Here is a 21,754-nt window from a genome sequence, read left to right on the forward strand (position 1 = left end):
AACGCGGCGGCGGGCGAACTGGCGATCACCACGGGGATGCGGCTCAGGGAGTTCTCCTGCCTGCTGGACATGGAGGTCGGCCCGCCGCGCCGCGACGGCCTGCCGGTCGATGTCCGATTGCAGGAGATCGCCAAGTACGGGTTACCCCGGGACGTGACAATCCAGCACGCCACCTTGAAGGAACTCGATCTCTACCGGCGGACTGAGCGCGCGGCCACGATCCGGAAGTCCGCCCGTGCACTGACCAGGCGCAGAGCCGAACTGTTCGTCGTCACCGACATCGACGAGCGCAACATGAAGGTGCGCGGGCGGCTGGATGACAGGGTCCGTACGTTCAAGGTCGAGATGATGTCGGCGGAATTGCGCCGGAAGGCTGTGATCGAGGGCGATCATGGACTGGAGCCGACGGCACTGTTCGTCGCCCGAGGCGGCCGGATGCCCGGCAAGCAGCGCTGGGAGCAGGTGTTCACCGCCGCCCACGTCAGGGCGATCGAGGTTGCTGCAGCCCATGAGCTCGGCCTGGTCATGCCGCCGCGGTTTCAAATCCATGATCTGCGCCATTCGTTCGCGATCTACATGCTGCAGCAGCTCACCCAACTGGTCATCGAGCAGGAGAGCGAGCGGATCCGCGAGGGCGGACACAACGCCTACTTGGCCGACCACCTCGCCCGTAATCCGCTGCTGATCGTGCAGCGACTGCTCGGTCACCACAACGCGTCCTCGACGTTTGGGTACCTGCGCTACATCCGGAACACCAATGCGCTGGTCGCACCGGCGATCGCCGACTGGAACGAGGCCGACAAGACATACGCGGACTATGCGGCCCACGCTGCGGGACGGGGGGCTGCCTGATGGCACGCCGAGGGGAACGCAAGCAGCGGGTCCGGACGGCTCGTCCAGTCCTGGAGGAGCCTCAGGAGTTCGACCGGGTCGGCGTCCGGGTGATGGAGCGCGTCTGGCTGACCGAACAGCAGGTCCGAGAAGCAGAGAACTTGACGCCCAACAGCCGCCTACAGGTCCTTGAGCTGTTCCCCTGGCTGAGGGAGCGTCACGATTTGACAACTCAGAGGCCTTGACCTTGAGACGGGGTTCCCGATGGCGGCCGCGCTGAAGGAGTACGGCATGATCCGCCGTACCGTCAACGCCGCCCGCTACCTGTCGGACGAGGCCTACCGGGGCGCATCGCCCGGCAGCTGAACAAGGGCGAGAGCCTGCACGCGCTGCGCCGTGACCTGCGCTACGCGCACGGCGGCGCCTTCCGCAGCCCGCACCTGACCGGGCAGAGCGAGCAAGCCTGGTGCCTGACCCTGCTCACCAACGCGGTGGAAACCGATGGTGCTGTTACGAATCCGTGCGATCACACTGCGACCTCAAGAACATAGAGTCGCGAACCGTACTCTGACAGCGTCAATCAGTGGTGCGCATCACCCTCGATGCTCGCTCGACGGACGATCGCCGTTTCGAACCACGCTGGAAGGTGACGCGTAACCCAGCAGCGGAAGGAAGACCTCGTCGGCAACCGCGGCCAGGTCGGCATCGGATGGCCAGATCCCGAAGACCACGAAGTCGTCCCGCAGCAGGCTGATCGGCAGGGTGATCACCCGTCGCGGCCAGGGGCCGGGCGGGATCTGACCGCGCTCGGCCGCGCGCTTCAGCACCGTGGACATAGCGTCCGACAGGGCAGAGTTGGCGATGAGGTCCCGCAATCGCTGTGCCAGCCGCGGGTCGTGAACTGTGTCCGCGATCAGCCCAGAGACCGTGTCGCGGCGGGTGTCGCCGAGGTTCGTTTGCGCCTGACGCAAGAGGTCCAGCACATCGTCGCGCAGATCACCGGTGTCGGGGACCGGCACGTTGGTGAACCGGCTCCGCAGTGTGTCCAGCACCAGCTCGGGCAGGCTGCTCCAGCGGCGGTACAACACGGCCTTGCTGGTACCGGCGCGGTTCGCGATACCGCTCATGGTGGACTTCGCGTAACCCAGTTCGGCCAGTTCCTCGCGAGCCGCGTCCAGAATGGCGTCTTCGAGCTCGGTCCCCCGGCGGCGCGACATGGTCTCACCTGCAGACGGGGCCGTCCTCGGCGTGTTCGGCATCACAACTCCCAAGAAACCTTGCGTTCCCTGATCGCTGAGCTTAGCCTGAGCATAAGGAACTCAAGGTTTCTTATTTCGAGAGGTGACATCATGACAAATTCCGTCACTCAGGCTCCGCCGGCATTCCCGATGCCCCGCTCCTGCCCATTCGGTCCGCCGCCGCAGTACGAGCAAGTCAGACGGGAGGCACCGATTTCGCGGGTGACCCTGCAAGATGGCAAGCAAGCGTGGTTGATCACCGGGCACGCCTTCGCGCGAAAATTCCTGTCCAGTGACAAGATCAGCTCGAACCGCGCGAACCCCGGTTTTCCGCAGCTGATTCCCGGGGTGGCCTCGGTGCCGCTGAAGGGCACGATCGTCGCCATGGACCCGCCGGAGCATTCCCAGCACCGGCGCATGATCACCAATGAGTTCACCGTCAAACGAGTCAAGCAGATGCGTCCGGCGATCCAGCGGATCACCGACCGATCCATCGACGAGATGCTGGCTGGACCGCTGCCGGCCGACCTGGTGGAGGCCTTGTCGCTGCCGGTACCGTCGCTGGTGATCTGCGAGCTACTGGGAGTGCCCTACGCTGATCGCGGTCAGTTCCAGGGCAGAACAAAGATCATTCTCAGTCGCAACTCGACAAGCGAACAGCGACGTGACACCGCATTGTGGTTGCGCCAGTACATCAACGGCCTGGTCGTGGGCAAGGAGACCGAGCCGGGCGAGGATCTGCTGAGTCGGCTGATCGACAAGTACCGCGATATCGATGCCTATGACCGCGAGGCCCTGACCGGGATCGGGCTACTGCTACTGGTTGGCGGTCACGAGACCACCGCCAACATGATCTCGCTGAGCGTGGCCTCGCTTCTGGACGATCCGGAACTGCTGGCCGGGTTGCGGGAGCGGCCCGAGCGGACCCCGCAGATAGTCGAAGAGCTGCTGCGCTTTCACTCCATCGTCGACAACGCCACTTCCCGGGTGGTCATCGAGGATTTCGAACTGGACGGCGTCACCTTCCACGCCGGCGACGGCGTCATCGTGGCGGCCGCGGCCGCCAACCACGACCCGGACGTGTTCACGCGGCCGGATCAGATCGACATCGACCGCGGTGCACGGCACCACCTGGCCTTCGGTTTCGGGATCCACCAGTGCCTCGGACAGAACCTGGCCCGCCTGGAGCTGGAGGTCGTGCTGAACACGCTGTTCGCCCGGATCCCGAACCTGGCACTGGCGGACACGGTCGAGCGCCTGCCGTTCAAGAGCGACGCACTCGTCTACGGCATCCACCGGCTGCCGGTGACCTGGTAAGAGACGCCTCCATGAAGATCACATTGGACGAGGGAAAATGCTGCGGTTCAGGCCAATGCGTGCTTACCGCTCCTGAGCTCTTCGATCAGCGAGAGGAGGACGGGATCGCGGTTCTGCTGCATCCATACGCTGATTCGGAGCAACACGAATCCGTCCAGGAAGCAGCCATGGTGTGTCCAGGACAGGCGATCTCGATCGAGGGATCACCATAGTGGACCAGATTGTCATTGTGGGCGCGTCCGTGGCGGGCATCAGTGCCGCGGACCCCCTGCGACAACGCGGCTTCACCGGCCGGATCACGCTGTTGGGCAGCGAATCCATCTGCCCTATGGCCAGCCCTCACTGTCCAAGCAGTTGCTGTCGGGCCAGTGGAAACCGGAACGGCTGCGGCTGCGCAGCGGCGAACAGCTGACAAGCTGGACCTGAACCTGCGGTTGGGCGCCACCGCAACCAGCCTGAATCCGCATCGGCGGGAGTTCACGCTGGCCGAAGGCGAGCCGGTCGACTACGACGGCTTGATCATCGCCACCTGCGCGCCCGCACGGCGGCTGCCCGGTGACGACCTGGCCGGCGTCCACTATCTGCGCACTCTGGACGACACGCTGGCACTGCGACCGCGTAGGCGGCCGGAATCGCGAATGGTGGTCATCGGTGCCGGGTTCATCGGCGCTGAGGCCACCGCGATCGCCCGCGACATCGGCCTGTCGATCGTCATAGTCGATCCGGCCGCCGCGCCGATGGTGCGGGCACTCGGCAAGTCCGTTTCGGAGCTGCTGGCTCGGCACCGGCGGTCTGAACTCCTCCGTCATCCAGCATCTGGCCGGTCTGGGCGTAGGCAGGTTCACGCTGCTCGACCGCGACCGGTTGGAGCCGCGCAACTTCGCGCGGCAGTACCTGTACCGCTCGGCGGACCTCGGCGCTCGCAAGGTGGCGCGCGCCGCGGAGTGGGTGCGCGCGTTCGACCCCGCGGTCGAGGTGGAGACGATCGACACCTCGATCGACGGCCCGCAACAGCTCGTTGAGCTCGTCGGCCGCCGGCACACGTCGGTCGGCCACTCGTCCTCGACTTCGCCTCCGGTTGCGCGGTGAACCAGCCGGATGAGTGGCAGCGCAATCCGGACTGCACAGTGTGCGGAGGGAGGTGACCATAGTGAAGATCGAGATCGTACGCGCCGAGAGCACTCGTCTGACGGGCAACATCTGCATGGCGTCCTGAGCCGCCCGGTCGAGGGCCGCTGCCTGCGGCCCTCGGCCTCGCCCTCCCCATCAGAGACGCCCTTCCTGCCGATTGGAGAGACATGACGGGCCTGACGGCAGCGCAAATGCACGCGGGATCACGTGGCGGTACGGCGATGTCTGGCGCAGCGAGCGGTCAAGGTGGTGGCGCCGCAGGCGTGGGTGCTGGATGACACTGGGCGTCTGAAGGACGGCGACGCCTCGCCCGGGGTGGCCGGCAGTACACCGGGACCGCGGGGAAGGTGACCAACTGCCAGATCGCGGTCAGTGTGCACGCGATCATCGATGCCTGCTCGGCCGTGCTGAACTGGCGGCTGTTCCCGCCGCAACGCTGGGACGACGCGCTGGCCGAGGACAGGACCGAAGCCGTGGCGATCGCCGAGCGGCAACGGCGCTGCCACATCCCTGACGATCAGCGGCACCACCCCAAGTGGCGGCAGGTGCTGGAGATGCTCGATGAGCTGGCCGCCTGGGGGCTGGTCCGCCTGGCCAAGATCCGCTGGCGCATCGAGCATGACTACTGCGAGCTCAAGACCGGCCTGGGGCTGACCCACTTCGAGGGCCGCTCCTGGAACGGCTGGCATCGCCATGTCACCTTGGTCTCGGCGGCTCACCTGTTTCTCACCGAACTGCGGTTGACCAGCCCAAAAGCGGCTCGCGTGAGCTGACCTTCTACAAGATCTCGGCCATTCTCCAGGTGTTGTCAACCACCTGGAGTGGACGCTGTCCCACCTGCGACCAGCGCCCACCCTAACGAACTAACAAAGTACTGCTAGTCCTCGCCCGCCCGGCGTCCGAACGCCGGGATCGAGGCGTAGGAACCGGGGCCGGCCACGCCGGTGCCCGGTTCTCGGCCTCCAGCGCAGAACATCGCTCTGAAGGCGTACGGACGATGGCGCTTACGAGCGGATCCTGCCCACGGTATCCGATCATGACGTGTGCGGCTCCCAGCAGCCGCCCGAGCATTGTGGAGGACACGTGACACACGGCACCCAGGCCGATCAACTGTTCCCCGGCCGGCGGACCGTCTCGCCTCTCCTTGGCATTCGACGCTGACCACCCCTCCGAGACGGGGGCGTTCCGGGCGCGAAGAACCTCATGAGAACGGAAGCCTGGCTGATCGGCCCGCGCGGCTCGGTCGCGGTTACCAGCGTGATCGGCACCCTCGCCATCCGGGCGGGCCTGGCGACGCCGACAGGCTGCGTGCTACGGCACCGATCTGCCACGTCTACCGGCGAATCCACCAGTCCGAGATGACCGACTCCGACCATGACGGGATTCCGGACCTCAACCAGAATCCTTGATCCCGTCTGCGCAGTGGCGCCCGAGCCGGACCGCTCACGCCGGGTACGGCGGCGCAGGAAGGCCGTGGACGTCAGGCGTCGAGCGGGCCGTGCGCCTGCGCCGACAGGCCGTGCCAGTCGGTCCAGGTCTTGAGCCGGTCCGCGTACGCCTGCTGGATCATGGGGTAGAAGTCCTTGCCGAACAGCACGCGCAGGGGCGGGTCGTCGGTGTCCGCGAGGGTGAGTAGCGCCTGGGCGGCGGCGGCCGGGTCGCCCGTCGGCTGCTCCGCGGTGGTCCCGAGACGCTGGCGCAGCTCGTCGTAGGCCGGGTTCATCTGCGCCATGTGGCCGTAGTCGAGTGGGTTGTTGCCGTCCCGGGTGGCGAAGGCGTCCGGCTCGATGATGGTCACCTTGACGCCGAACGCGGCGACCTCGCCGGCGAGGGCCTCATTGAGGCCTTCCAAGGCCCACTTGGAGGCGTGGTAAGCGCCGACGAGCGGCATGGCGACGATCCCGGCCACCGAGGAGAGCTGGATGATGTGCCCGGAGCGCTGCTCGCGCAGGTGCGGCAGGGCGGCCTGGATCACCCATACCGCGCCGAACAGGTTGGTCTCCATCTGGTCGCGCAGCTCCTGCTCGCTCAGCTCCTCGACCGCGCCGATCTGGGTGAAGCCGGCGTTGTTCACGATGACGTCCAGGCGGCCGAAGTGCTCCTTGGCCTGCTTCACGCTGTCGAAGACGGCCGGCTTGTCGGTCACGTCCAGCTCCAGCGGCAGCAGCGCGTCGCCGTAGGCGGTGACCAGGTCGTGCAGGCTCGCCGTGGTGCGGGCGGTCGCGGCGACCTGGTCGCCCCGGGACAGGGCAGCCTCGACGAAGTTACGGCCGAGCCCGCGCGACGCGCCGGTGATGAACCAAACCTTGCTCATGATGTCCTTCCGTTCCCGCCCAGGCCGCGGTAGTCGTGCGGCAGTCACCGCGCGACAGGCCGGGGCGATCACTTATGGAGAGGTGTGCCGCGCGGAACGTTCGCGCGGCGTCCTGACAAACATGAGGCGTCCGCGACCCCTTCCCCGTGACAGCGCCGTCGTGTGACATGCGCCACGATCCGGGATGCCACACGGTGGTGAGACGCGGCGTCCTGTGCGTGGAGGCCGAGATCGAGAGTGGACATGCAGGAGCCGGTATGGAAGAGCGCAGCGAGCCGACGACGGATACCGCCGTGCCGCTCGCCGGCACCGACGGCGCGACCGCGAGAGACCGTGGAAGGAACCTGACCACCGACTTTCGACCTCATGCCACAGCTTCGTGCGACGGCCGCAATCGGCCGGGGAGTCCCCACGGCCTCACGTCCGGCCGTCGTCTATGCCGACTTTCGGACGTAGATGACGCGGTCTATCAGGCGTTCGGACTCGCCAGGTGGCGTGAGGTAGATGTCGAAGGTGTGCCGGTCGTTCTCCCTGATGGTGATCACGGTGCATATGGGGATGGTCTTGCCGACGTAATTGGGGCCGAGCAAACCGGGGTCGGCGAACGTGCCGGGCAGCGACAGCACGTGTGTCCCTCTGGCGAGGTTGGGGCCGCGGTACGTCATCGCGGAAGGGGTCACGCTGTCGAAGGTCGTCCACTCATAACGCTTGTCGATGGTGGAGAAGCCGAGGATGCCCAGGCGGTAGTAGGGGTTGCCGCCCAGGGTGCCTTCGGCCTCCTCACCAGGCCCGGCCAGCTGCGCCGGGCGATCGACAGCCACGTGGCCGGGCTGCTGCCCAAGGACATCGCGCCGGCCGAACTCGCCGCGGCGATCAGAACGGTCGCCGCGGGTGGCCGGGTGATCTCTCCCGCGCTGGCGGTCGCGGCGCTGCGGGCCGGGCCGAGCCCGCTGACGCGGCGGGAGACCGAGGTGTTGCGCCTGTCGGCAACCGGTGCGCAGCCCGTGGAGATCGCCGAACGGTTGTTCCTGGCCTACGGGACGGTCCGCAACTACCTGACCTCGGCCGTCGTCAAGCTGGACGCCCGTAACCGCGTCGACGCCATCCGGACCGCCACGGAGTCCGGCTGGATCTGACCGAACCCGGAACCCTGCCGGACTGAGCCTCCGCCGGACTGGCGCCCTTTCTGGCCGAGCGCGCGTGCGACTGCTAAGCCTGTCCTACCGCAACCGCACCCCATTGCGGCGAGCACCTGCTCGAACCGCTCCGCCCAGCCTGCCACTGGCGGGCACGCAAGCGGGGCGAGGTGCCGGGCACGCCTGAAACCGTGTCTGACGGCACCGGCACCTCCTAGGTCCACGTGGCGGTTACGCCGATGTCCGCGCGGTGATGCGGTACGGCGCGGCGGCCAGGCGGTGCCTGCGCTTGGGCAAGCCGTACGTGGGGTGCAAGGTGGCCCACAGCGCCGTCCTGTGAATCGCCGCCTGGACCCGCGAGGGCTGCCGGCCGCCCTGGTACGTCGGCTTCGCCTGCCCTTGGTCGTCGACTGTTTGCAGGATCGCGTTCCGCCGTCCGAGGCTGATGTGGTTGTACGTGTGAACCAGCTTGGTGTGCGCGATCTTACGGCCCGTCAGGCGTCCCACGATGGCCTCGATGGTCTGCCGGCCAGTGTAGCCGGCCGACGCGCAGGACATCGGCAGTGGCCGGCCGTTGTCACCGATGGCGTGGACGCTGTCTCCGATGGCGTACACGTCCGGGTGCGAGACCGACCGCATGGTGCGGTCGACGACGATCGGCCCCTTCCCGGTGACCTCCAGCCCGCCGGCGGCGGCGATGGGACTGACCGCGAACCCTGCCGTCCACACGGCCGCGTCGGAGGCCAGGGCGGTGCCGTCGGCGCACAGCACCCGCGTCGCCTCGACCGCTTCCACGCTGGTGTGTTCCACGACGGTGACGCCCAGCCGGTCGCAGGCCTGGCGCAGGTAGCGGCGGGCTCCGGCGGAGAGCCGGGCGCCCAGTTCGTGGCGGGCGACGAGCGTCACCGACAGGCCGGGCCGGGCCTCGGCGATCTCGGTGGCGGCTTCGATGCCGGTCAGCCCGTCGCCGACGACCACCACGTTCCCGCTTCCGCCTCGCCTGTCCAGGCTGTCCAGGCGCTCGCGCAGGCGTAGCGCCGAGGGGCGGGCGGCGACGTCGAAGGCGTGCTCGGCCGCGCCGGGAACGCTGCCGTCGTCGCCGCGGCTGCCGAGTGCGTAGACGAGCGTGTCGTAGCCGAGCTCCCCGCCCCCGCCGGCGGCGCCGTCGGCGGGGGCCATGGTGACGATCCGGTGCTCGGGATCGATGGCGGTGACGCGGGCCAGGCGCAGCTTGATCCCCGTTCCCGCGAAGACGTCGGCGAGCGTCGGGGCCTCGATCTGCTGGCCGGCCGCGAGCTGGTGCAGCCGCATGCGCTGGACGAAGTCCGGCACGGCGTTCACCACAGTGATCTTGACATCTTTGCGGGACAGCCGGCGGGCCAGGTTCCCGGCCACGTAGGCCCCGGCATAGCCGGCGCCGAGGACGACGATCCGATGCCTCATGTGTCGCTCCTGTCGGTTGGCTTGCACTGATGGGGTGGACTCGGCCCTTCGTCAGCGGTTTTCTCGATCGAGGGTGCCGTGCGCCTCCGCCGAGAGGTCCTGCCAGTCGGCCCAGGTCTTGAGCCGGTCGGCGTAGACCTGCTGGAGCATGGGGTAGAAGCCCTGCCCGAAGAGCACCCGCAGGGGCGGGTTGTCGGAGTCGACGATCTTGAGCAGTGCCTGGGCCGCGGCGGCCGGGTCGCCGGCGGGCTGCTTGCCCGCGTACGCGGCGATGCGCCGGCGAAGGGCGTCGTAGATCGGGTTCGGCTCGGCCAGGTGGCCGTTGGCGAGGGGATCGGGGTTCTTGCCGGACCTGGTGGCGAAGCCGCCGGGCTCGATCACAGTCACCTTGATGCCGAAGTCGGCGACCTCTTGGGCGAGGGATTCGTTCAAAGCTTCCAGCGCCCACTTCGAGGCGCTGTAGGCGCCGCTGAGCGGCATCGCCATGAGCCCGGCCGCCGAGGACAGCTGGATGATGTGCCCCGCGCCCTGTTCGCGTAGGTAGGGCAGCGCGGCCTGGATCACCCACAGCGCGCCGAACAGGTTGGTCTCCAGCTGGTCGCGCAGGTCCTGCCCGGCCAGCTCCTCGACCGCGCCGACCTGGGCGTAGCCGGCGTTGTTGACGATGACGTCAAGCCGGCCGAAGTGCTCCTTGGCCTGCTTGACGCTCGCGAAGACGGCGGCCGTGTCGGTCACGTCCAGCTCCAGCGGAAGCACCGCCTCGCCGTAGGCGGCGATCAGCTCGTCCAGGCTTGCGGTGCTTCGGGCGGCCGCGGCCACCTTGTCACCGCGCGACAGGGCGGCCTCGACGAAGTTGCGGCCAAGGCCGCGAGACGAACCGGTGACGAACCAGACCTTGCTCATGATGTCTTTTCCGTTCTTTCTGCAGCGGCGGTTGCGCGGCGGTCACCACGCAACGGGGCCAAGGCGATGAACTCGGGGAGGTACGTGCCGCGCGCATCGTTCGCGCGGCGTCCTGACGACCATGAGGCGTCGGCGCCCCGAACTTTGTGACAGTGCGGTCATGTGACGTACGCCACCGAGCATGGGGTGTCACACAGCGGTGAGAGCCGGCGTCTTGTGGTGGAGCAGGAGTTGAGAGTGGACAGGCAGGAGCCAGCTATGAACGAGCGCAGCGGGCCGACGACGGGCACAGCCGAGCCGATGGCTGGTGGTGACCGGATGGCCTGCGTTTCCGAGGCGACCGAGACCTTCCTCGTCCACCGCAACCTGCTGTTCACCGTCGCCTACGAGATGCTCGGCTCGGCCGCCGACGCCGAGGACGTCCTGCAGGAAACCTGGTTGCGATGGGTCAAGGTCGACGCGGCGCAGGTGCACGGCCAGCGCGCCTACCTGGTGCGGATCGCCACCCGGCGCTCGCTGGACCGGCTGCGCACCATGAAGCGCCGCAAGGAGGCGTATGTCGGCCCCTGGCTGCCCGAGCCGCTGCTCACCGCACCGGACGTGGCCGAGGACGTCGAGCTCGCCGAGAGCGTGTCGATGGCGCTCATGCTCGTACTCGAGACGCTGTCGCCGACCGAGCGTGTCGTCTTCGTGCTGCGCGAGGTCTTCGATGTGAGCTACGACGAGATCTCGGCCGCGGTCGGCAAGACCCCGGCGGCCGTGCGCCAGATCGCGCACCGGGCTCGGCGGCACGTCGATGCCCGCCGCCCTCGAGAGGTGGTCTCCCCAAGCCAGACCCGGGCGGTGCTGGCCTCGTTCCAGCGCGCGGTCGAAACCAGGGACCTGCAGGGTCTCCTTGATGTGCTCGCCCCCGAGGTCGTCCTGATCAGCGACGGCGGCGGCGTCAAGCAGGCCGCTCCGCAGCCGATCATCGGCGCAGGCAAGGTGGCCCGCATGATCGTCAGCGGTCTCGGCAAGGCCGGGATCGCGCTCGCCGGCGAGCCCACCGTGGTCAACGGCAACCCGGCGCTCCTCCTGTGCGTGGACGGCGAGATCGACGGCGTCATAGCGGCCCGTGTCGAGGACGCCCGCATCACCGGCCTCTACTACGTCCGCAACCCGCAGAAGCTGACCCGCATCGCATCCGAGACCACGCTCACGCTGAAGTAATCCGTCGGCCGCCGCGCCGACAGTACGGAGCATTCCGAGCGAAGGCATCCGCGTACCGGCCCGCCCCGCCATCACGTCAATCACGCAAACGCCTCGTCGTCGCGGGCTGCTGTCATCGGACCGGAGTTCCTTACTGGCGGGCTGCATGCCTCCAACGACCCATCGGACGTGGTTTCCACTGGTCAGCCAAATGTGTTGGATGTTCGGCGGATGCTACGGGAACCCGAGACAGATCACAGGCCATGGGGTCCGTGTCATGATGGATGCCCCGTGTGCCGGATCGTGCCAGAACCTGAGACAGCTACTCGGCTGAGACAGCCCAACTGTTCCTAACATCTGGGCGACAGCGCGACCTGCCGTCCGTCGGCCCGCCGTCCGTCGAGGATCATGACGTACTGCTGGCCGACCTGGTAGGCAGGGTCGTCGACGATGCCTGAGGCGTCCGTTCCAGTCCTGAACAGGGTGAAGACGGCGCCAGGGGCTCCCTTGAAGGTCTCGTCGGTGCGTAACGTGATCGCCTGGGTGGGCACCCGATCCTGTCCGCCGGGTTCGGCCTGCGCGTTGACGACGAGGTCCTCGGCCTGCTTGGTCTCCAGGACCGTCGCCCGTACGACCGAGGTGCCCATGCGGACGGCCTGGGCGACGGATCTGGGCTGGTAGCGCCACACGGCGGAGTACTGCGGCGGGCCGGCGACCGCCTCGGTTCCCTCCAGGAGCGACGCGTGGTGGGAGGTGCGGTACATGGAGGAGATGTCGCTCCAGTTGTGGGCCACGGTCGTGGTGACGTTGTTGTAGTAGCCGAGGCCCATGCAGCCGTTGTTGGAGTGGTCCAGACCGAAGAGGTGGCCGACCTCTTGGCACTGGATGCCCTGCTTCATGGCGGAGGTGTAGCTGTAGTAGTAGTTGAGCCGGGCGTGCCCGTGCGTGATGTGATTGCCGGACATGTAGCTGATGATCTCGGCGAGGCCGCCCCAGCCAGTGTTGCCGTAGTTGCCGTCGAACATGCTGATGTCGGTATGCGAGCCGACGCGGGGCAGCGACAGGATGGTGTTGGAGTCCCAGTCGTTGAGCGCCGCGTTCGCCTCGGCCGCGTAGGTGGCGGTGTTGAGCACGTTGATCGTCACGGTCGCGCCGTAACGGTTCCAGTGCCAGCCGTCCCACTGGTGGGCCAGGGCCTGGGGTGCGGCGAGCACCGGGATGAGCACGATGGTGGCGGCCATCGCGAGCGCCGTCGTGATGCGTCGCAAGGCTGAACCTCCTTCGACACGCGAGTTGGGGGTGGGGGGCACGTGCCGAGGAAGGGATGCTGTCCCTTCCTGGAGATGAAACTTGTTACGCCTGTCAGATCTGAGGCGAACGAAGGCGTTGTCATTGAAGGGACTGGTGGCGTTCAGCGGGTGAAACTCGTAGCGCGCGCCGACGTCGTACGCCCGATCCACGGTGGACACGGCCGTCTCCGACGGGGTGCCGATCACCTTGACCTCGGCGCCGTCGTCGGTACGCACAGTGGCGACACGGCCTGACGACTCGACGGAGACCACGGTGCCGGTGAAGACGTGAGGAGAGGCCGGCGGAGTCTGCACGCAGTCGGCGGCGACGGCGGCCGAGGGGGTCGCGAGGATCCCCATGGCCACGAACACGCCTGACGCGATCAATCTCAATGTGGCGGCCATACCCCATACGTGCTGCGGCCATTGCCGGTTCGACGGGTTCTGAGCGACACATCTCCATGCGTTATGAGTCCGGCTTGCCCCGATGCTCAGGGAGGAGACCGTTCATGACCAGGTCCGTTATGGCGTCTCGAGCGCGTTCCATCGGCCACTTGTGACTGGCGCGAAGGTGGACATATCCCCAGCCCGCGGTGTTGAACAAGACGGTCGCGGTGGCTGTGGGCGGCACCTCGCGCAGCGATCCGTCCAGCGTGCCGTCGCGAAGCAGCCGATCGAACGGCCCCGCGAAGATGTCGACGACGAGGGCGTCGGGGCCGGGCTCGTGGAACATTTCGCCGGAGGACACGTACATGCCTGCCAGTAGTTCCAGGTGTCCGTCGGCCGCCTCGAACATCGCCTTCAGCATGGCGCGCATACGTTCTGCCGCGGTGCCCGCGCTCGTCAGCGCGGGCCAGAGGGCAGTGCGGAACTCATCCGCCGCGCGTTTGGCCAGCGCGCCAACGAGTGCCTCACGAGACACGCCGCGCCGATGCAGGGTCGCGCGCGAGATTCCCGCTTCGTCGGCTACTCGCTCGAGCGTGGCCTGGCTCAGCCCCCACCGCGTGACGGCCGCGGCGGTGGCGTCGACGAGAGCGGGTTCAATTGCGGTCATGGACGGCACAATATCGTTACACGGCCGTATCAACGCTCGCGCGGCGCGCCTGCGCGACGGCGAGGACGAGCACGCCGATGCCGAGCGCGTAGAGGGCGGCACCCGTGGCGATCTGTGCCGCGGACATGCTCGCCCCGCTCGCTCGGCCCACGGGAAGGTACAGATCACGGCGCTCGCTGACGCGCTCCTTGGCACTCGCGTCGAGCGGCAACCAGGTCTCGACGGCACCGCGTGGGTGCGTCGCCTCCAGGTAGACGAACCACACACCGGTCGGGGGAACGCGGACCGTGCCGGTGCCCAAGGTGCCGGTCACCGTTTCTCCCGCACGCCGGGCCACGATTCGGCTCGGCGTGGCATCGCGTGGTAGTTCGCCGGTGAGGGAAAGTGATCCATGTCCATCGGAGGTGCCGACAAGGCTCACCTGCGCGACCGGCTCGCCTTGGCCAGGGTCATGTGCCAAGGCCTGGTCCTGGTCCGTCAGCGGCAGGACGATGATGCCCCCCAGCAGGAGGGCGGTGGCCGCTGGGCGAAGGCGGCGTGATTCCGCGAGCGCGGCCACGACGAACACCACGGTCACGGGCAGAGCTGTCGGCAGGACGCTGAGCACGGGCACACTCGTGAGGCCGAACGAGCTGGAGATCAGTGTCGTGAGCGAGATCCCGGCCGCGCCCGCGGCATAGGCGGTGGTCGCCCGCCGCCAGGGCAGGTCCATCGCCGCCAAGCCGATGATGGCCAGCGGCAGGTCCGGTGTCGTACGTCCGAGCACCAGCAGCACGGCCGTGATGATCAACCGGGCCACGCCATAGGCGCAGACCACCCTTGCCACGGAGAATCGGCCCGGCATCAACTGACGGAGTGCGAGGGTCGCGAACATCGCGCCGATCAGCAGGACGGGCAGGTAGAGGGCCTCATTGAACTGGGGCACGTCGGTCTCGAACTCCATCACCGACACCAAGGCGCCACCGAGCAGGAGCGCACCGGCCGCCGAGGTGAGCCATGACGGGATTCCGGGGCGTACGCCTGCCACTATCCCCACGATCAGGGCGACCGTGCCGAAGACGCCCAGTATGTGCGGCGGGCTCCACAGAACCGCGTCCCTGCCGAAGGCGTCATGCCAGAAGGCGTCGGCGGGAGCGGCCCCAAGGGTCACGATTCCACCAGCCGCCGCGGTGAGCAGGTCGGGCTGCCGGAACACGGCGAGGAAGGAGCGTGCCCGCCAGATCGTCAGCAGGCCCCAGCTCGCGACCACCAGCCCGGACACGGCAATCGATCCATAGAGCAGAAGGTGCGGAGGGATGAAAGCGTCGTCCCGCCCGAGATCGGTGTGCCAGGCGTCGTCCCAGTACGTGGCTGTCAGGGAGGCGAGCCCCGCAGCCACAACGATGCCGACCGCCGAGGATGGAAGGGTGATGCGATTATAGTGTCGCGATTGTGAGACGGTCATGTATCAATCATGAGAGATCCAGTGTGCACGCGTCAAGGCCAAGGCGGATGCTTGCCATGCTTTCTACTATGGCCAATAGTTAGATGGGCCAAGTCTGCCGCTAGCCGGCATCAGCGATGAGGTCATGGTGCGGATTCCCCTCGTGTCCTCGGATGCGCCACCCTTCGGCCTCGGGCTGAAGCCTTCGCGGAGCAGGCCGGCCCGCCTGCGCGACGCCGTGCTGCGGGCCTCGGCCTTGCCGATCTTCGACATGCTCCTGCCTCCGGTCAACGCGATGCGGCGCGACCTGGGCCTGCCCCCGGTCAAGCACGTTCCCGAGCTGTACATGCAGGCCCCGCTCGTGCTCAGCTACACCGCCGAGCCGCTGGAGTATCCGCGGACCGAGCTGCCCCCGTCCGTGCTCATGGTGGGACCTGGCGATTGGGACCCCTCCGAGCCCAGTTCGGAACCGGACTGGCTGTCGCGCCTTGCCCGGCCCGTTGTGCTGGTCACCAGTTCGACGCTGTTCCAGGACGACGCCAAGCTCGTTCAGACCGCTCTGGACGCCCTGGAAGGTGAACCGTACGACGTGGTCGTGACGACGGCGTCCCTCGACCCCGGCGACTTCCGCCGGCCGGAAAACGCCCACGTCGAGCGGTTCGTCCCGCACAGTCTCGTCCTGCGCAACGCTGCGGCCGTCGTGTGCCATGGCGGGATGGGAATCACCCAGAAGGCGCTGTTCAACGGAGTCCCCGTCTGCGTGGTGCCGTTCAGCAGGGACCAGGTCGAAGTCGCCCGGCGCGTCCAGGAGGCGGAGCAGGGACGAGGCTACCGCTCTCCCGGTTGAACGCCGGCAACCTTCGCGAGGCCGTACGCCAGACGATCACGCGCAAACGGCAGGCCGAGGAGGTGGGAGCCCGGCTGCGTGCCGCCGGCGGCGCGTCAGCGGCGGCCACCGCCCTGGAACGGCTGCTGCGCGTGACCGTCTGAGCGCGCCGTCTGGCTGACGGCCCCATGCCCCCGATCTGCGCGTCCGCATGCGCAAGGTGACCACGGCCCTGATCGCAGGCGAAGGTCAGGCGCGCAATCCAGCTAATGCGGATTGACCGTTGCTCGCTGCCGCAGGCGAGATCATCGCCTCGGACGGCTGGCCGGGCCGCCTACGACAGCGCTATGGGCATCATGGTGGCGTTCGTCTGCTGGCAGTGACCTGGCTAGCCAGGGCGGAAAGAGCCCTCCATCAAGATGCGACCGCCCGGGCGCGGGAGCGCGCCCGGGCGGGTCTTCGGCTGTCAGAGCCTGTCGGCGATCTTCTGGAGTTGTTCCACCTCGGCCTGCTGGGCGGTCTCGATGGCCTTGGCCAGTTCCTTGGCCTCCGGGTTCGAGCCGCCGGTCTGCTCCGTCTTGGCCATGTCGATCGCGCCCTTGTGGTGTTCGATCATCTGCTGGACGAACAGCTTGTCGAACGCCTTGCCCTTGGCGGCCTCCAGCTTCTTCATGTCCTCCTCGGACATGATGCCTGGCATCTCGTGGCCCATGCCGCCCTCGGGGGCGGGCTTGCCCCAGTCGGTCAGCCAGCCCTTCATGGTCTGGATCTCCGGGTCCTGGGCCGCCTTGATCTTGGCAGCCAGCTCCTTGACCTCCGAATCGCCGGCACTCGTGGCGGCCATGTCGGCCATCTCGACGGCCTGCTCGTGGTGCGGGATCATCATCTGCGCGAACATCACGTCCGCGTCGTTGAACGTCGCCGACGCCGACGGCTGCGCGCTGGCCGTGGTGGCGGCCGGAGCGCCGCTGCCGGCCATTCCCTCATGCGCCGCCATGGAGTCGCCGCCGCTCCCACAGGCGGTCAACAGGGCGAGCGCGCCCGCGGCGACGGCGTACGAAATCTTGTGCATGGTTGTGTGCTCTCTCGATGTGTTGGGACTGCCGGCCTGGTCGCGGACAGCCTCGGAGCCCGTCCGCGCGGGCGGCGGCCTATATGCGCAACATCGAGAGACGCGCCAGGCGCAAGGAGGTGGTCATCGGCGGGGGCCTGGCGACCCGCTGGACCGACGAGGAGGACAGGGTGTTCGCGCTGGTACGGCGCCGCTCCTTGATCCAGGCGGCCAGCGCCAGCACTATCACCCACGAGGTCAGCACGGCCAGGCACACGCTCGTCGGATCGAAGCCGGGCATACCCCCATCGGGCGCCGATCCCTGGCTTCCCGCGGAAACAGGCTCCCGCAGCATGACGGACGCATCGCCCGGCGAACCACCGTGCCTGCACTCGGCATGCCCCAGCGTGTGCATCCCGTATACGCCCAAGGCGAGGATGACGAGCAGGAAGCCGCGCACGACCCGCAACGCGAGACGCCGCTCCAGCACTCCCACCAGCCCTCTCCTCGGTGAACGGATACCTTCCGTGGCGCACCACTCTACTAACACACTTCGTAGTACGCCGGTATTGGGAGGTACGGCGCGCAGCAGGCATCCGTTCACCGGAAGGAACGGTCAGACGGCGGTCAGTTCGTAGCCCGCCTCTTCGACGGCGTCACGAACCAGGGCCTCCTCGGCGGTTCCCGCCACGGTGACCGTGCCGCTGGTCAGGTCCACCTCGACGCCGGTGACGCCGTCCACCTTGGAGATCTCCGTCTTCACCTTGCCCGCGCATCCGCCGCAGGTCATTCCACTCACCTTGTACGTACCGCTCATGACATCTCCTCTTGGTTCAGATAACTAACCCCCGAGGGGTACTTTGCACTATATACCCCCTATAGGTATAGTCCGCGACCATGAGAACGCTGAACACCGTTGCCGTCGTCGGTGCCTCCCTGGCCGGCCTGCGTGCCGTGCAGACGCTCAGACGGGAGGGCTTCGCGGGCGACATCACCCTGATCGGCGCCGAGCGCCACCTGCCCTACAATCGCCCGCCCCTGTCCAAGAGCATGCTGAGGGGCGACGACGAGATCACCCTCCCCGGCGCCGAGGAGCTCGGCGACCAGTGGCTGAAGGGCCGTCAAGCGGTGCGCCTGGACACCTCCGACCGGCGCCTCACCTTGGACGACGGCACCGAGCTCGGCTACGACGGGCTCGTCATCGCCACCGGCGCCCGCCCGCGCCGGCTGCCCGACCACCCCGACGGCGTCCGCACCCTCCGCACCGTCGAAGACGCCCTGGCCCTGCGCGCCGAACTACAGGCCGGGCACGAGCGCGTCGTGGTCATCGGCGGCGGTTTCATCGGCGGCGAGGTGGCCTCGACCGCCCGCGCCCTCGGGCTGAACGTCACCCTCGTCGACGCCTCCCCGTACCCCATGACGAACGTCCTGGGCGCCGAAGCGGCGCGCTGGCTCGCGCGCCACCATCGGGACAACGGCGTCGAGTTGGTCAGCGACACCCGCGTGACCGGCTTCGAGGGCAACGGCCGGGTGACGGGCGTGCGGTTGAGCAACGGCTCGACCCTCCCGGCGGATCTGGTCATCGCGGGCACGGGCGTCACCCCGAACACCGACTGGCTGGAGGGCAGCGGCCTGACGCTCAGCGACGGTGTGGTGTGCGACGAGACGCTGTTCGCCGCGGAGAACGTGGTGGCGGCGGGTGATGTCGCGCGCTGGCCGCACGGTCTTTTCGGCGGCGAGCTCGTACGCGTCGAGCACTGGGCGAACGCCAACGACCAAGGCGCCCTCGCCGCCCTCAACCTCCTGACCGGCCCTGAGAGCGCCAAGCCGTACGCCGACCTCCCCTCCTTCGCCACCCATATGCACGGCGCCCGCATCCAGACCGCCGGACTGCCACACCTGGCCGACGAGAGCCGCCTGGTAACCGGGGAACCGGACGAGAACCGATTCGCGATCGCCTTCGCCAGAAACGGCGTGCTCGTCGGCGCCGTCGCCGTGAATGCCCCCAAGGACCTGATCCGCCTCAAGCGCGCCACAGCCGCGGCCGACCGCGTGGACGCTGTCGCGTGACCCAAGGCCGCTAACTACGATCCCCGGTAGGATGGGATTGACCGAAGGTAGAGAGGACTGTCCGATGGTACGTGGCTTGGGAGAGCTGGAGTCCACGATCATGGATCGTATGTGGGCCATCAAGGGGCCCGCGTCGGTCAGGGACGTCCTCGAGCACCTGTTGAATGACCGCACCCTCGCCTACACGACCGTGATGACCGTGATGGACAAGCTCCACACCAAGGGCCTGCTCAAGCGCAAGCCGATCGGCCGGGCCTACGTCTACGAGGCGGTGTCGTCGAAGGAGGCGTACACCGCCGATGTGATGCGCGAGTCGCTGGGCAAGAGCGGCAACCAGGCGGCCACGCTGGTGCACTTCCTCGAAGGGCTCAGCCCAGAGGAGGCGAGCGCGCTGGAGACGGCCCTTCAGGTCTACCCGCGAGCAGGACGCCGCTCATGACGGTGGCGGTCATCCTCGCGCTGTACGCGGTCTTCGCGGCCGTGGTGCTGCCGAGGGTGCTGGGGCAGGTTGGCTGGGCCGATCGAGCGCCGAGGCTGGCCATCGCGATGTGGCACGCGGCGAGCGCGTCGGTGGTCGCCTCGGCGTTGCTGGCGGCGTTCGCGGTGGCGGTGCCCGCCTCCGTGGTGGGGCACGGGCTGGCCGGGCTGTTCGAGGCGTGCGCCATGCTGCTCAACGACGGGGCCACGCTGAGCACCACCAGCACCCGGGTCGGCCTCACGGTGGGCGGGCTGCTGCTGGCGCGACTGGCGTACATGGGCGGCGCGGTCTTGTTCGGCGCCCGCCGGGAACGACGGCGGCACGCTGACGCGCTGGCATTGCTGGGGCGGCACGACGTCGATCTCGGAGCGATGGTGGTCGACTACGAGCAGCGGATGGCGTACTGCCTGCCCGGCCGGAACGGGCACGCGGTCATCACCACCGGGGCGCTGCGGTCGCTGGCGCCCGAGCAGGTCGCGGCGGTGCTCGCGCACGAGCAGGCGCACCTGAACGGACATCACCATCTGGTGCTGGCCGCCGCCGACACATTGACACGAGCCTTCCCGGGGGTGCCGCTGTTCGCGCGGGCCCGAACCGAGATCATCCGGCTGGTCGAGCTACTGGCCGATGACGTCGCGGCACGCCGCCACCCGCGCATCCACATCGCCGCCGCCCTCGTCCAGCTGGCGACGGGCAAGGTGCCCGCGTTCGCCCTCGGGGCCGGCGGTGCGACCGCCCTGGCCCGCGTACGTCGGATGCTGGGCCCGCAGACGCCGCTGGACCGGCGGGAACGCCTGGCCGGCCTGCTCGCGGTGACGCTGCTGCTCGCGGGTCCCGTGACCCTGGCCATGGTGCCGGGGGTGAACGCGTTCCTCGCCCACCACTGCCATTCCCTCCTCGGCCTCTGACCTCACTACGATAGACCGTAGTAGTATCTGGCCATGCAACATGTGGGTCGGCGGCTGCTTTCCGCAGCCGCACTGAGCTTCGCGTTGGTCGCGTGCGGACAGGCGTCTCCAGAGCACGGCGGAAGAAGCGAGTCGTCGAACCTCGGGGTGGGCCACGTCCACGGGGTCGGCGTCGATCCGGCCGATGGAGCGCTCTACGTCGCCGGACATCACGGGCTGTTCACGGTCACCTCCCCGACCACCATCGCCCGCGTCGCCGACCGGAACCAGGACCACATGGGCTTCACGATCACCGGCTCCAAGACCTTCCTGGCCAGCGGCCATCCCGCCGCCGAGGACGTCTCACCGGATCGTCCGCCGCACCTCGGACTGATCCGCTCCACCGACGCGGGGCTCACCTGGAAGGTGATCTCGCAGGACGGCTCCGCCGACTTCCACTCCCTCCAACTCGCGGGCGAGAACCTGTACGCCTTCGACAGCCAGACCTCGAAGGTCTGGCGCAGCGCGGACGGCGGCGCCACCTGGACCCAAGGCACCGAGGAGAAGGTCCTCGACCTGGGCGTGAGCGCCGAGAAGTCCACCCGCCTGTACGCCACCACCCCGCAAGGACTGAAGGTGAGCGAGGACGGCGGCGTGAACTTCGTCGAGGTGCCGAAGTCCCCCCTGCTCAGCCATGTGGACGTCCTGACGACCGGCCTGATGGTGGGCGCAGGGGCCGACGGCCGCATCCACACCAGCCAGGACGACGGCAAGACCTGGACCACCGTCGGCAAGCTACCCGGCCAGGCCACCGCGTTCACCGCCGTGGACCGCCGGCGACTGCTGGCCGCCCTGGAAGACGGCACCGTCCTGGAGTCCAAGGACGGCGGCAAAACCTTCACCACAGCCTTCGCCCCCACGAACTGACCTACCAGCTCAAACGCCACAAGCCAACCTGATCGACACCCTCGCGCTGAAGGGGCTGCACCTCATGACATGCCGATGGCTCCGAGCGGTGCTGCTCGGAGCCATCGGATCCGTGGTTACTTGAAGCGGCGCAGCCGCAGGCTGTTGCTGACCACGAAGACGCTGGAGAACGCCATCGCGGCTCCGGCGATCATCGGGTTGAGCAGGCCGAGCGCGGCCAGCGGCAGAGCGGCCACGTTGTAGGCGAA

25 protein-coding genes and 2 pseudogenes are annotated in these 21,754 nt (G+C 68.1%); 16 read left to right on the top strand and 11 right to left on the bottom strand.

All coding sequences use genetic code 11. The features are described from left to right. Positions 1-36: 36 nt before the first annotated feature. Entirely contained in the window at positions 37-852 is an 816-nt protein-coding gene (locus KME78_RS47070; RefSeq protein ID WP_219536474.1) for a site-specific integrase, read from the top strand. Positions 853-1,232: 380 nt separating this feature from the next. After that, on the top strand, positions 1,233-1,382 hold the full coding sequence (locus tag KME78_RS68255) for a hypothetical protein (protein WP_372455098.1): 150 nt from the start codon (positions 1,233-1,235) through the stop codon (positions 1,380-1,382). 42 nt (positions 1,383-1,424) lie between these two features. On the opposite strand, the gene KME78_RS47085 is transcribed toward KME78_RS68255, so the two are convergent. Beyond that, a complete protein-coding gene (locus KME78_RS47085) occupies positions 1,425-2,048 on the bottom strand; it encodes a TetR/AcrR family transcriptional regulator (RefSeq protein WP_219536476.1) in 624 nt (207 codons plus the stop codon). Between the two features lie 132 nt (positions 2,049-2,180). Here KME78_RS47085 and KME78_RS47090 point away from each other — a divergent pair, with 132 nt between their 5' ends. The 6 genes and pseudogenes from KME78_RS47090 to KME78_RS65330 all read left to right on the top strand — a co-directional run bounded on the left by KME78_RS47090 (position 2,181) and on the right by KME78_RS65330 (position 5,290). Further along, the gene (locus tag KME78_RS47090) at positions 2,181-3,386 is read left to right on the top strand and encodes a cytochrome P450 (protein WP_219536477.1); all 1,206 of its coding nucleotides are present in this window, start codon (positions 2,181-2,183) and stop codon (positions 3,384-3,386) included. An 11-nt stretch (positions 3,387-3,397) separates the two neighbouring features. Further along, the gene (locus KME78_RS47095) at positions 3,398-3,598 is read left to right on the top strand and encodes a ferredoxin (protein ID WP_219536478.1); all 201 of its coding nucleotides are present in this window, start codon (positions 3,398-3,400) and stop codon (positions 3,596-3,598) included. 156 nt (positions 3,599-3,754) lie between these two features. Further along, a pseudogene (locus KME78_RS68260) lies at positions 3,755-4,117 on the top strand (FAD-dependent oxidoreductase); the annotation flags it as partial. A gap of 94 nt (positions 4,118-4,211) precedes the next feature. After that, entirely contained in the window at positions 4,212-4,475 is a 264-nt protein-coding gene (locus KME78_RS65320; RefSeq protein ID WP_246653464.1) for a ThiF family adenylyltransferase, read from the top strand. 249 nt (positions 4,476-4,724) lie between these two features. Then, positions 4,725-5,041 (top strand): annotated as a pseudogene (locus KME78_RS65325) (transposase); the annotation flags it as partial. A 30-nt stretch (positions 5,042-5,071) separates the two neighbouring features. After that, a complete protein-coding gene (locus KME78_RS65330) occupies positions 5,072-5,290 on the top strand; it encodes a transposase (protein WP_443687883.1) in 219 nt (72 codons plus the stop codon). Positions 5,291-5,997: 707 nt separating this feature from the next. Here KME78_RS65330 and KME78_RS47115 read toward each other — a convergent pair. Further along, positions 5,998-6,831 (bottom strand): SDR family NAD(P)-dependent oxidoreductase, encoded by an 834-nt coding sequence (locus tag KME78_RS47115; protein ID WP_219536482.1) that lies wholly within the window; start codon positions 6,829-6,831, stop codon positions 5,998-6,000. Positions 6,832-7,265: 434 nt separating this feature from the next. Next, entirely contained in the window at positions 7,266-7,652 is a 387-nt protein-coding gene (locus KME78_RS47120; RefSeq protein WP_219536483.1) for a DUF1579 family protein, read from the bottom strand. Here KME78_RS47120 and KME78_RS47125 point away from each other — a divergent pair, their 5' ends adjacent. Further along, on the top strand, positions 7,653-7,967 hold the full coding sequence (locus KME78_RS47125) for a response regulator transcription factor (protein WP_308127405.1): 315 nt from the start codon (positions 7,653-7,655) through the stop codon (positions 7,965-7,967). A 231-nt stretch (positions 7,968-8,198) separates the two neighbouring features. Here the strand turns inward: KME78_RS47125 and KME78_RS47130 are convergent, their stop codons facing one another. Both KME78_RS47130 and KME78_RS47135 read right to left on the bottom strand, forming a co-directional pair. Then, positions 8,199-9,410 carry an NAD(P)/FAD-dependent oxidoreductase gene (locus tag KME78_RS47130; protein WP_219536484.1) on the bottom strand — a complete coding sequence of 404 codons (1,212 nt, stop codon included), beginning with the start codon at positions 9,408-9,410 and terminating at the stop codon, positions 8,199-8,201. Between the two features lie 51 nt (positions 9,411-9,461). Next, positions 9,462-10,313: an SDR family NAD(P)-dependent oxidoreductase gene (locus KME78_RS47135; RefSeq protein WP_219536485.1), complete on the bottom strand. Its 852-nt coding sequence runs from the start codon at positions 10,311-10,313 to the stop codon at positions 9,462-9,464. A 258-nt stretch (positions 10,314-10,571) separates the two neighbouring features. Between KME78_RS47135 and KME78_RS47140 the strand changes: the two genes are divergently transcribed. Continuing rightward, positions 10,572-11,522, top strand: coding sequence for an RNA polymerase sigma-70 factor (locus KME78_RS47140; RefSeq protein WP_219536486.1), 951 nt, complete (start codon positions 10,572-10,574; stop codon positions 11,520-11,522). A gap of 329 nt (positions 11,523-11,851) precedes the next feature. Here KME78_RS47140 and KME78_RS47145 read toward each other — a convergent pair whose 3' ends face one another. The 3 genes from KME78_RS47145 to KME78_RS47155 form a co-directional block, all read right to left on the bottom strand. Continuing rightward, positions 11,852-13,183 (bottom strand): hypothetical protein, encoded by a 1,332-nt coding sequence (locus KME78_RS47145; RefSeq protein WP_219536487.1) that lies wholly within the window; start codon positions 13,181-13,183, stop codon positions 11,852-11,854. 73 nt (positions 13,184-13,256) lie between these two features. Next, positions 13,257-13,844 carry a TetR/AcrR family transcriptional regulator gene (locus KME78_RS47150; protein WP_219536488.1) on the bottom strand — a complete coding sequence of 196 codons (588 nt, stop codon included), beginning with the start codon at positions 13,842-13,844 and terminating at the stop codon, positions 13,257-13,259. Positions 13,845-13,860: 16 nt separating this feature from the next. Continuing rightward, positions 13,861-15,105, bottom strand: coding sequence for a hypothetical protein (locus KME78_RS47155; protein ID WP_219536489.1), 1,245 nt, complete (start codon positions 15,103-15,105; stop codon positions 13,861-13,863). Positions 15,106-15,412: 307 nt separating this feature from the next. Here KME78_RS47155 and KME78_RS47160 point away from each other — a divergent pair, with 307 nt between their 5' ends. Further along, complete coding sequence (locus KME78_RS47160) at positions 15,413-16,114, top strand: glycosyltransferase (protein WP_219536490.1); 702 nt, start codon at positions 15,413-15,415, stop codon at positions 16,112-16,114. Beyond that, a complete protein-coding gene (locus KME78_RS47165) occupies positions 16,111-16,257 on the top strand; it encodes a hypothetical protein (RefSeq protein ID WP_219536491.1) in 147 nt (48 codons plus the stop codon). Before KME78_RS47160 ends, KME78_RS47165 begins: the two co-directional genes overlap by 4 nt. A 302-nt stretch (positions 16,258-16,559) precedes the next feature. Here KME78_RS47165 and KME78_RS47170 read toward each other — a convergent pair whose 3' ends face one another. The 3 genes from KME78_RS47170 to KME78_RS47180 form a co-directional block, all read right to left on the bottom strand. Continuing rightward, positions 16,560-17,165, bottom strand: a complete 606-nt coding sequence (locus KME78_RS47170) for a DUF305 domain-containing protein (protein ID WP_219536492.1) — start codon at positions 17,163-17,165, stop codon at positions 16,560-16,562. A 79-nt stretch (positions 17,166-17,244) separates the two neighbouring features. After that, positions 17,245-17,640 carry a DUF6153 family protein gene (locus KME78_RS47175; protein WP_219536493.1) on the bottom strand — a complete coding sequence of 132 codons (396 nt, stop codon included), beginning with the start codon at positions 17,638-17,640 and terminating at the stop codon, positions 17,245-17,247. 120 nt (positions 17,641-17,760) lie between these two features. Beyond that, complete coding sequence (locus tag KME78_RS47180) at positions 17,761-17,961, bottom strand: heavy-metal-associated domain-containing protein (RefSeq protein ID WP_219536494.1); 201 nt, start codon at positions 17,959-17,961, stop codon at positions 17,761-17,763. 80 nt (positions 17,962-18,041) lie between these two features. Here KME78_RS47180 and KME78_RS47185 point away from each other — a divergent pair, with 80 nt between their 5' ends. From KME78_RS47185 to KME78_RS47200, 4 genes are all read left to right on the top strand, one after another. Next, the gene (locus KME78_RS47185) at positions 18,042-19,214 is read left to right on the top strand and encodes an NAD(P)/FAD-dependent oxidoreductase (RefSeq protein ID WP_219536495.1); all 1,173 of its coding nucleotides are present in this window, start codon (positions 18,042-18,044) and stop codon (positions 19,212-19,214) included. A gap of 64 nt (positions 19,215-19,278) precedes the next feature. Beyond that, positions 19,279-19,653 (top strand): BlaI/MecI/CopY family transcriptional regulator, encoded by a 375-nt coding sequence (locus tag KME78_RS47190; protein WP_219536496.1) that lies wholly within the window; start codon positions 19,279-19,281, stop codon positions 19,651-19,653. Beyond that, entirely contained in the window at positions 19,650-20,600 is a 951-nt protein-coding gene (locus tag KME78_RS47195; protein ID WP_219536497.1) for a M56 family metallopeptidase, read from the top strand. Before KME78_RS47190 ends, KME78_RS47195 begins: the two co-directional genes overlap by 4 nt. Positions 20,601-20,633: 33 nt before the next feature. Further along, positions 20,634-21,506, top strand: coding sequence for a F510_1955 family glycosylhydrolase (locus KME78_RS47200; RefSeq protein ID WP_219536498.1), 873 nt, complete (start codon positions 20,634-20,636; stop codon positions 21,504-21,506). Positions 21,507-21,754 lie beyond the last annotated feature (248 nt).

The sequence above is a fragment of the Nonomuraea guangzhouensis genome, from assembly GCF_019396345.1.
GTDB classification, from domain to species: Bacteria; Actinomycetota; Actinomycetes; order Streptosporangiales; family Streptosporangiaceae; genus Nonomuraea; species Nonomuraea guangzhouensis.

Bases quoted from the DNA above. Each gene is read 5' to 3' on its own strand.
- KME78_RS47070 (WP_219536474.1), top strand. From the start codon at position 37: ATGCGGCTCAGGGAGTTCTCCTGCCTGCTGGACATGGAGGTCGGCCCG.
- KME78_RS47085 (WP_219536476.1), bottom strand. From the start codon at position 2,048: ATGTCGCGCCGCCGGGGGACCGAGCTCGAAGACGCCATTCTGGACGCG.
- KME78_RS47090 (WP_219536477.1), top strand. From the start codon at position 2,181: ATGACAAATTCCGTCACTCAGGCTCCGCCGGCATTCCCGATGCCCCGC.
- KME78_RS47095 (WP_219536478.1), top strand. From the start codon at position 3,398: ATGAAGATCACATTGGACGAGGGAAAATGCTGCGGTTCAGGCCAATGC.
- KME78_RS65330 (WP_443687883.1), top strand. From the start codon at position 5,072: ATGCTCGATGAGCTGGCCGCCTGGGGGCTGGTCCGCCTGGCCAAGATC.
- KME78_RS47115 (WP_219536482.1), bottom strand. From the start codon at position 6,831: ATGAGCAAGGTTTGGTTCATCACCGGCGCGTCGCGCGGGCTCGGCCGT.
- KME78_RS47130 (WP_219536484.1), bottom strand. From the start codon at position 9,410: ATGAGGCATCGGATCGTCGTCCTCGGCGCCGGCTATGCCGGGGCCTAC.
- KME78_RS47135 (WP_219536485.1), bottom strand. From the start codon at position 10,313: ATGAGCAAGGTCTGGTTCGTCACCGGTTCGTCTCGCGGCCTTGGCCGC.
- KME78_RS47140 (WP_219536486.1), top strand. From the start codon at position 10,572: ATGAACGAGCGCAGCGGGCCGACGACGGGCACAGCCGAGCCGATGGCT.
- KME78_RS47150 (WP_219536488.1), bottom strand. From the start codon at position 13,844: ATGACCGCAATTGAACCCGCTCTCGTCGACGCCACCGCCGCGGCCGTC.
- KME78_RS47160 (WP_219536490.1), top strand. From the start codon at position 15,413: ATGGTGCGGATTCCCCTCGTGTCCTCGGATGCGCCACCCTTCGGCCTC.
- KME78_RS47170 (WP_219536492.1), bottom strand. From the start codon at position 17,165: ATGCACAAGATTTCGTACGCCGTCGCCGCGGGCGCGCTCGCCCTGTTG.
- KME78_RS47180 (WP_219536494.1), bottom strand. From the start codon at position 17,961: ATGAGCGGTACGTACAAGGTGAGTGGAATGACCTGCGGCGGATGCGCG.
- KME78_RS47185 (WP_219536495.1), top strand. From the start codon at position 18,042: ATGAGAACGCTGAACACCGTTGCCGTCGTCGGTGCCTCCCTGGCCGGC.
- KME78_RS47190 (WP_219536496.1), top strand. From the start codon at position 19,279: ATGGTACGTGGCTTGGGAGAGCTGGAGTCCACGATCATGGATCGTATG.
- KME78_RS47195 (WP_219536497.1), top strand. From the start codon at position 19,650: ATGACGGTGGCGGTCATCCTCGCGCTGTACGCGGTCTTCGCGGCCGTG.
- KME78_RS47200 (WP_219536498.1), top strand. From the start codon at position 20,634: ATGCAACATGTGGGTCGGCGGCTGCTTTCCGCAGCCGCACTGAGCTTC.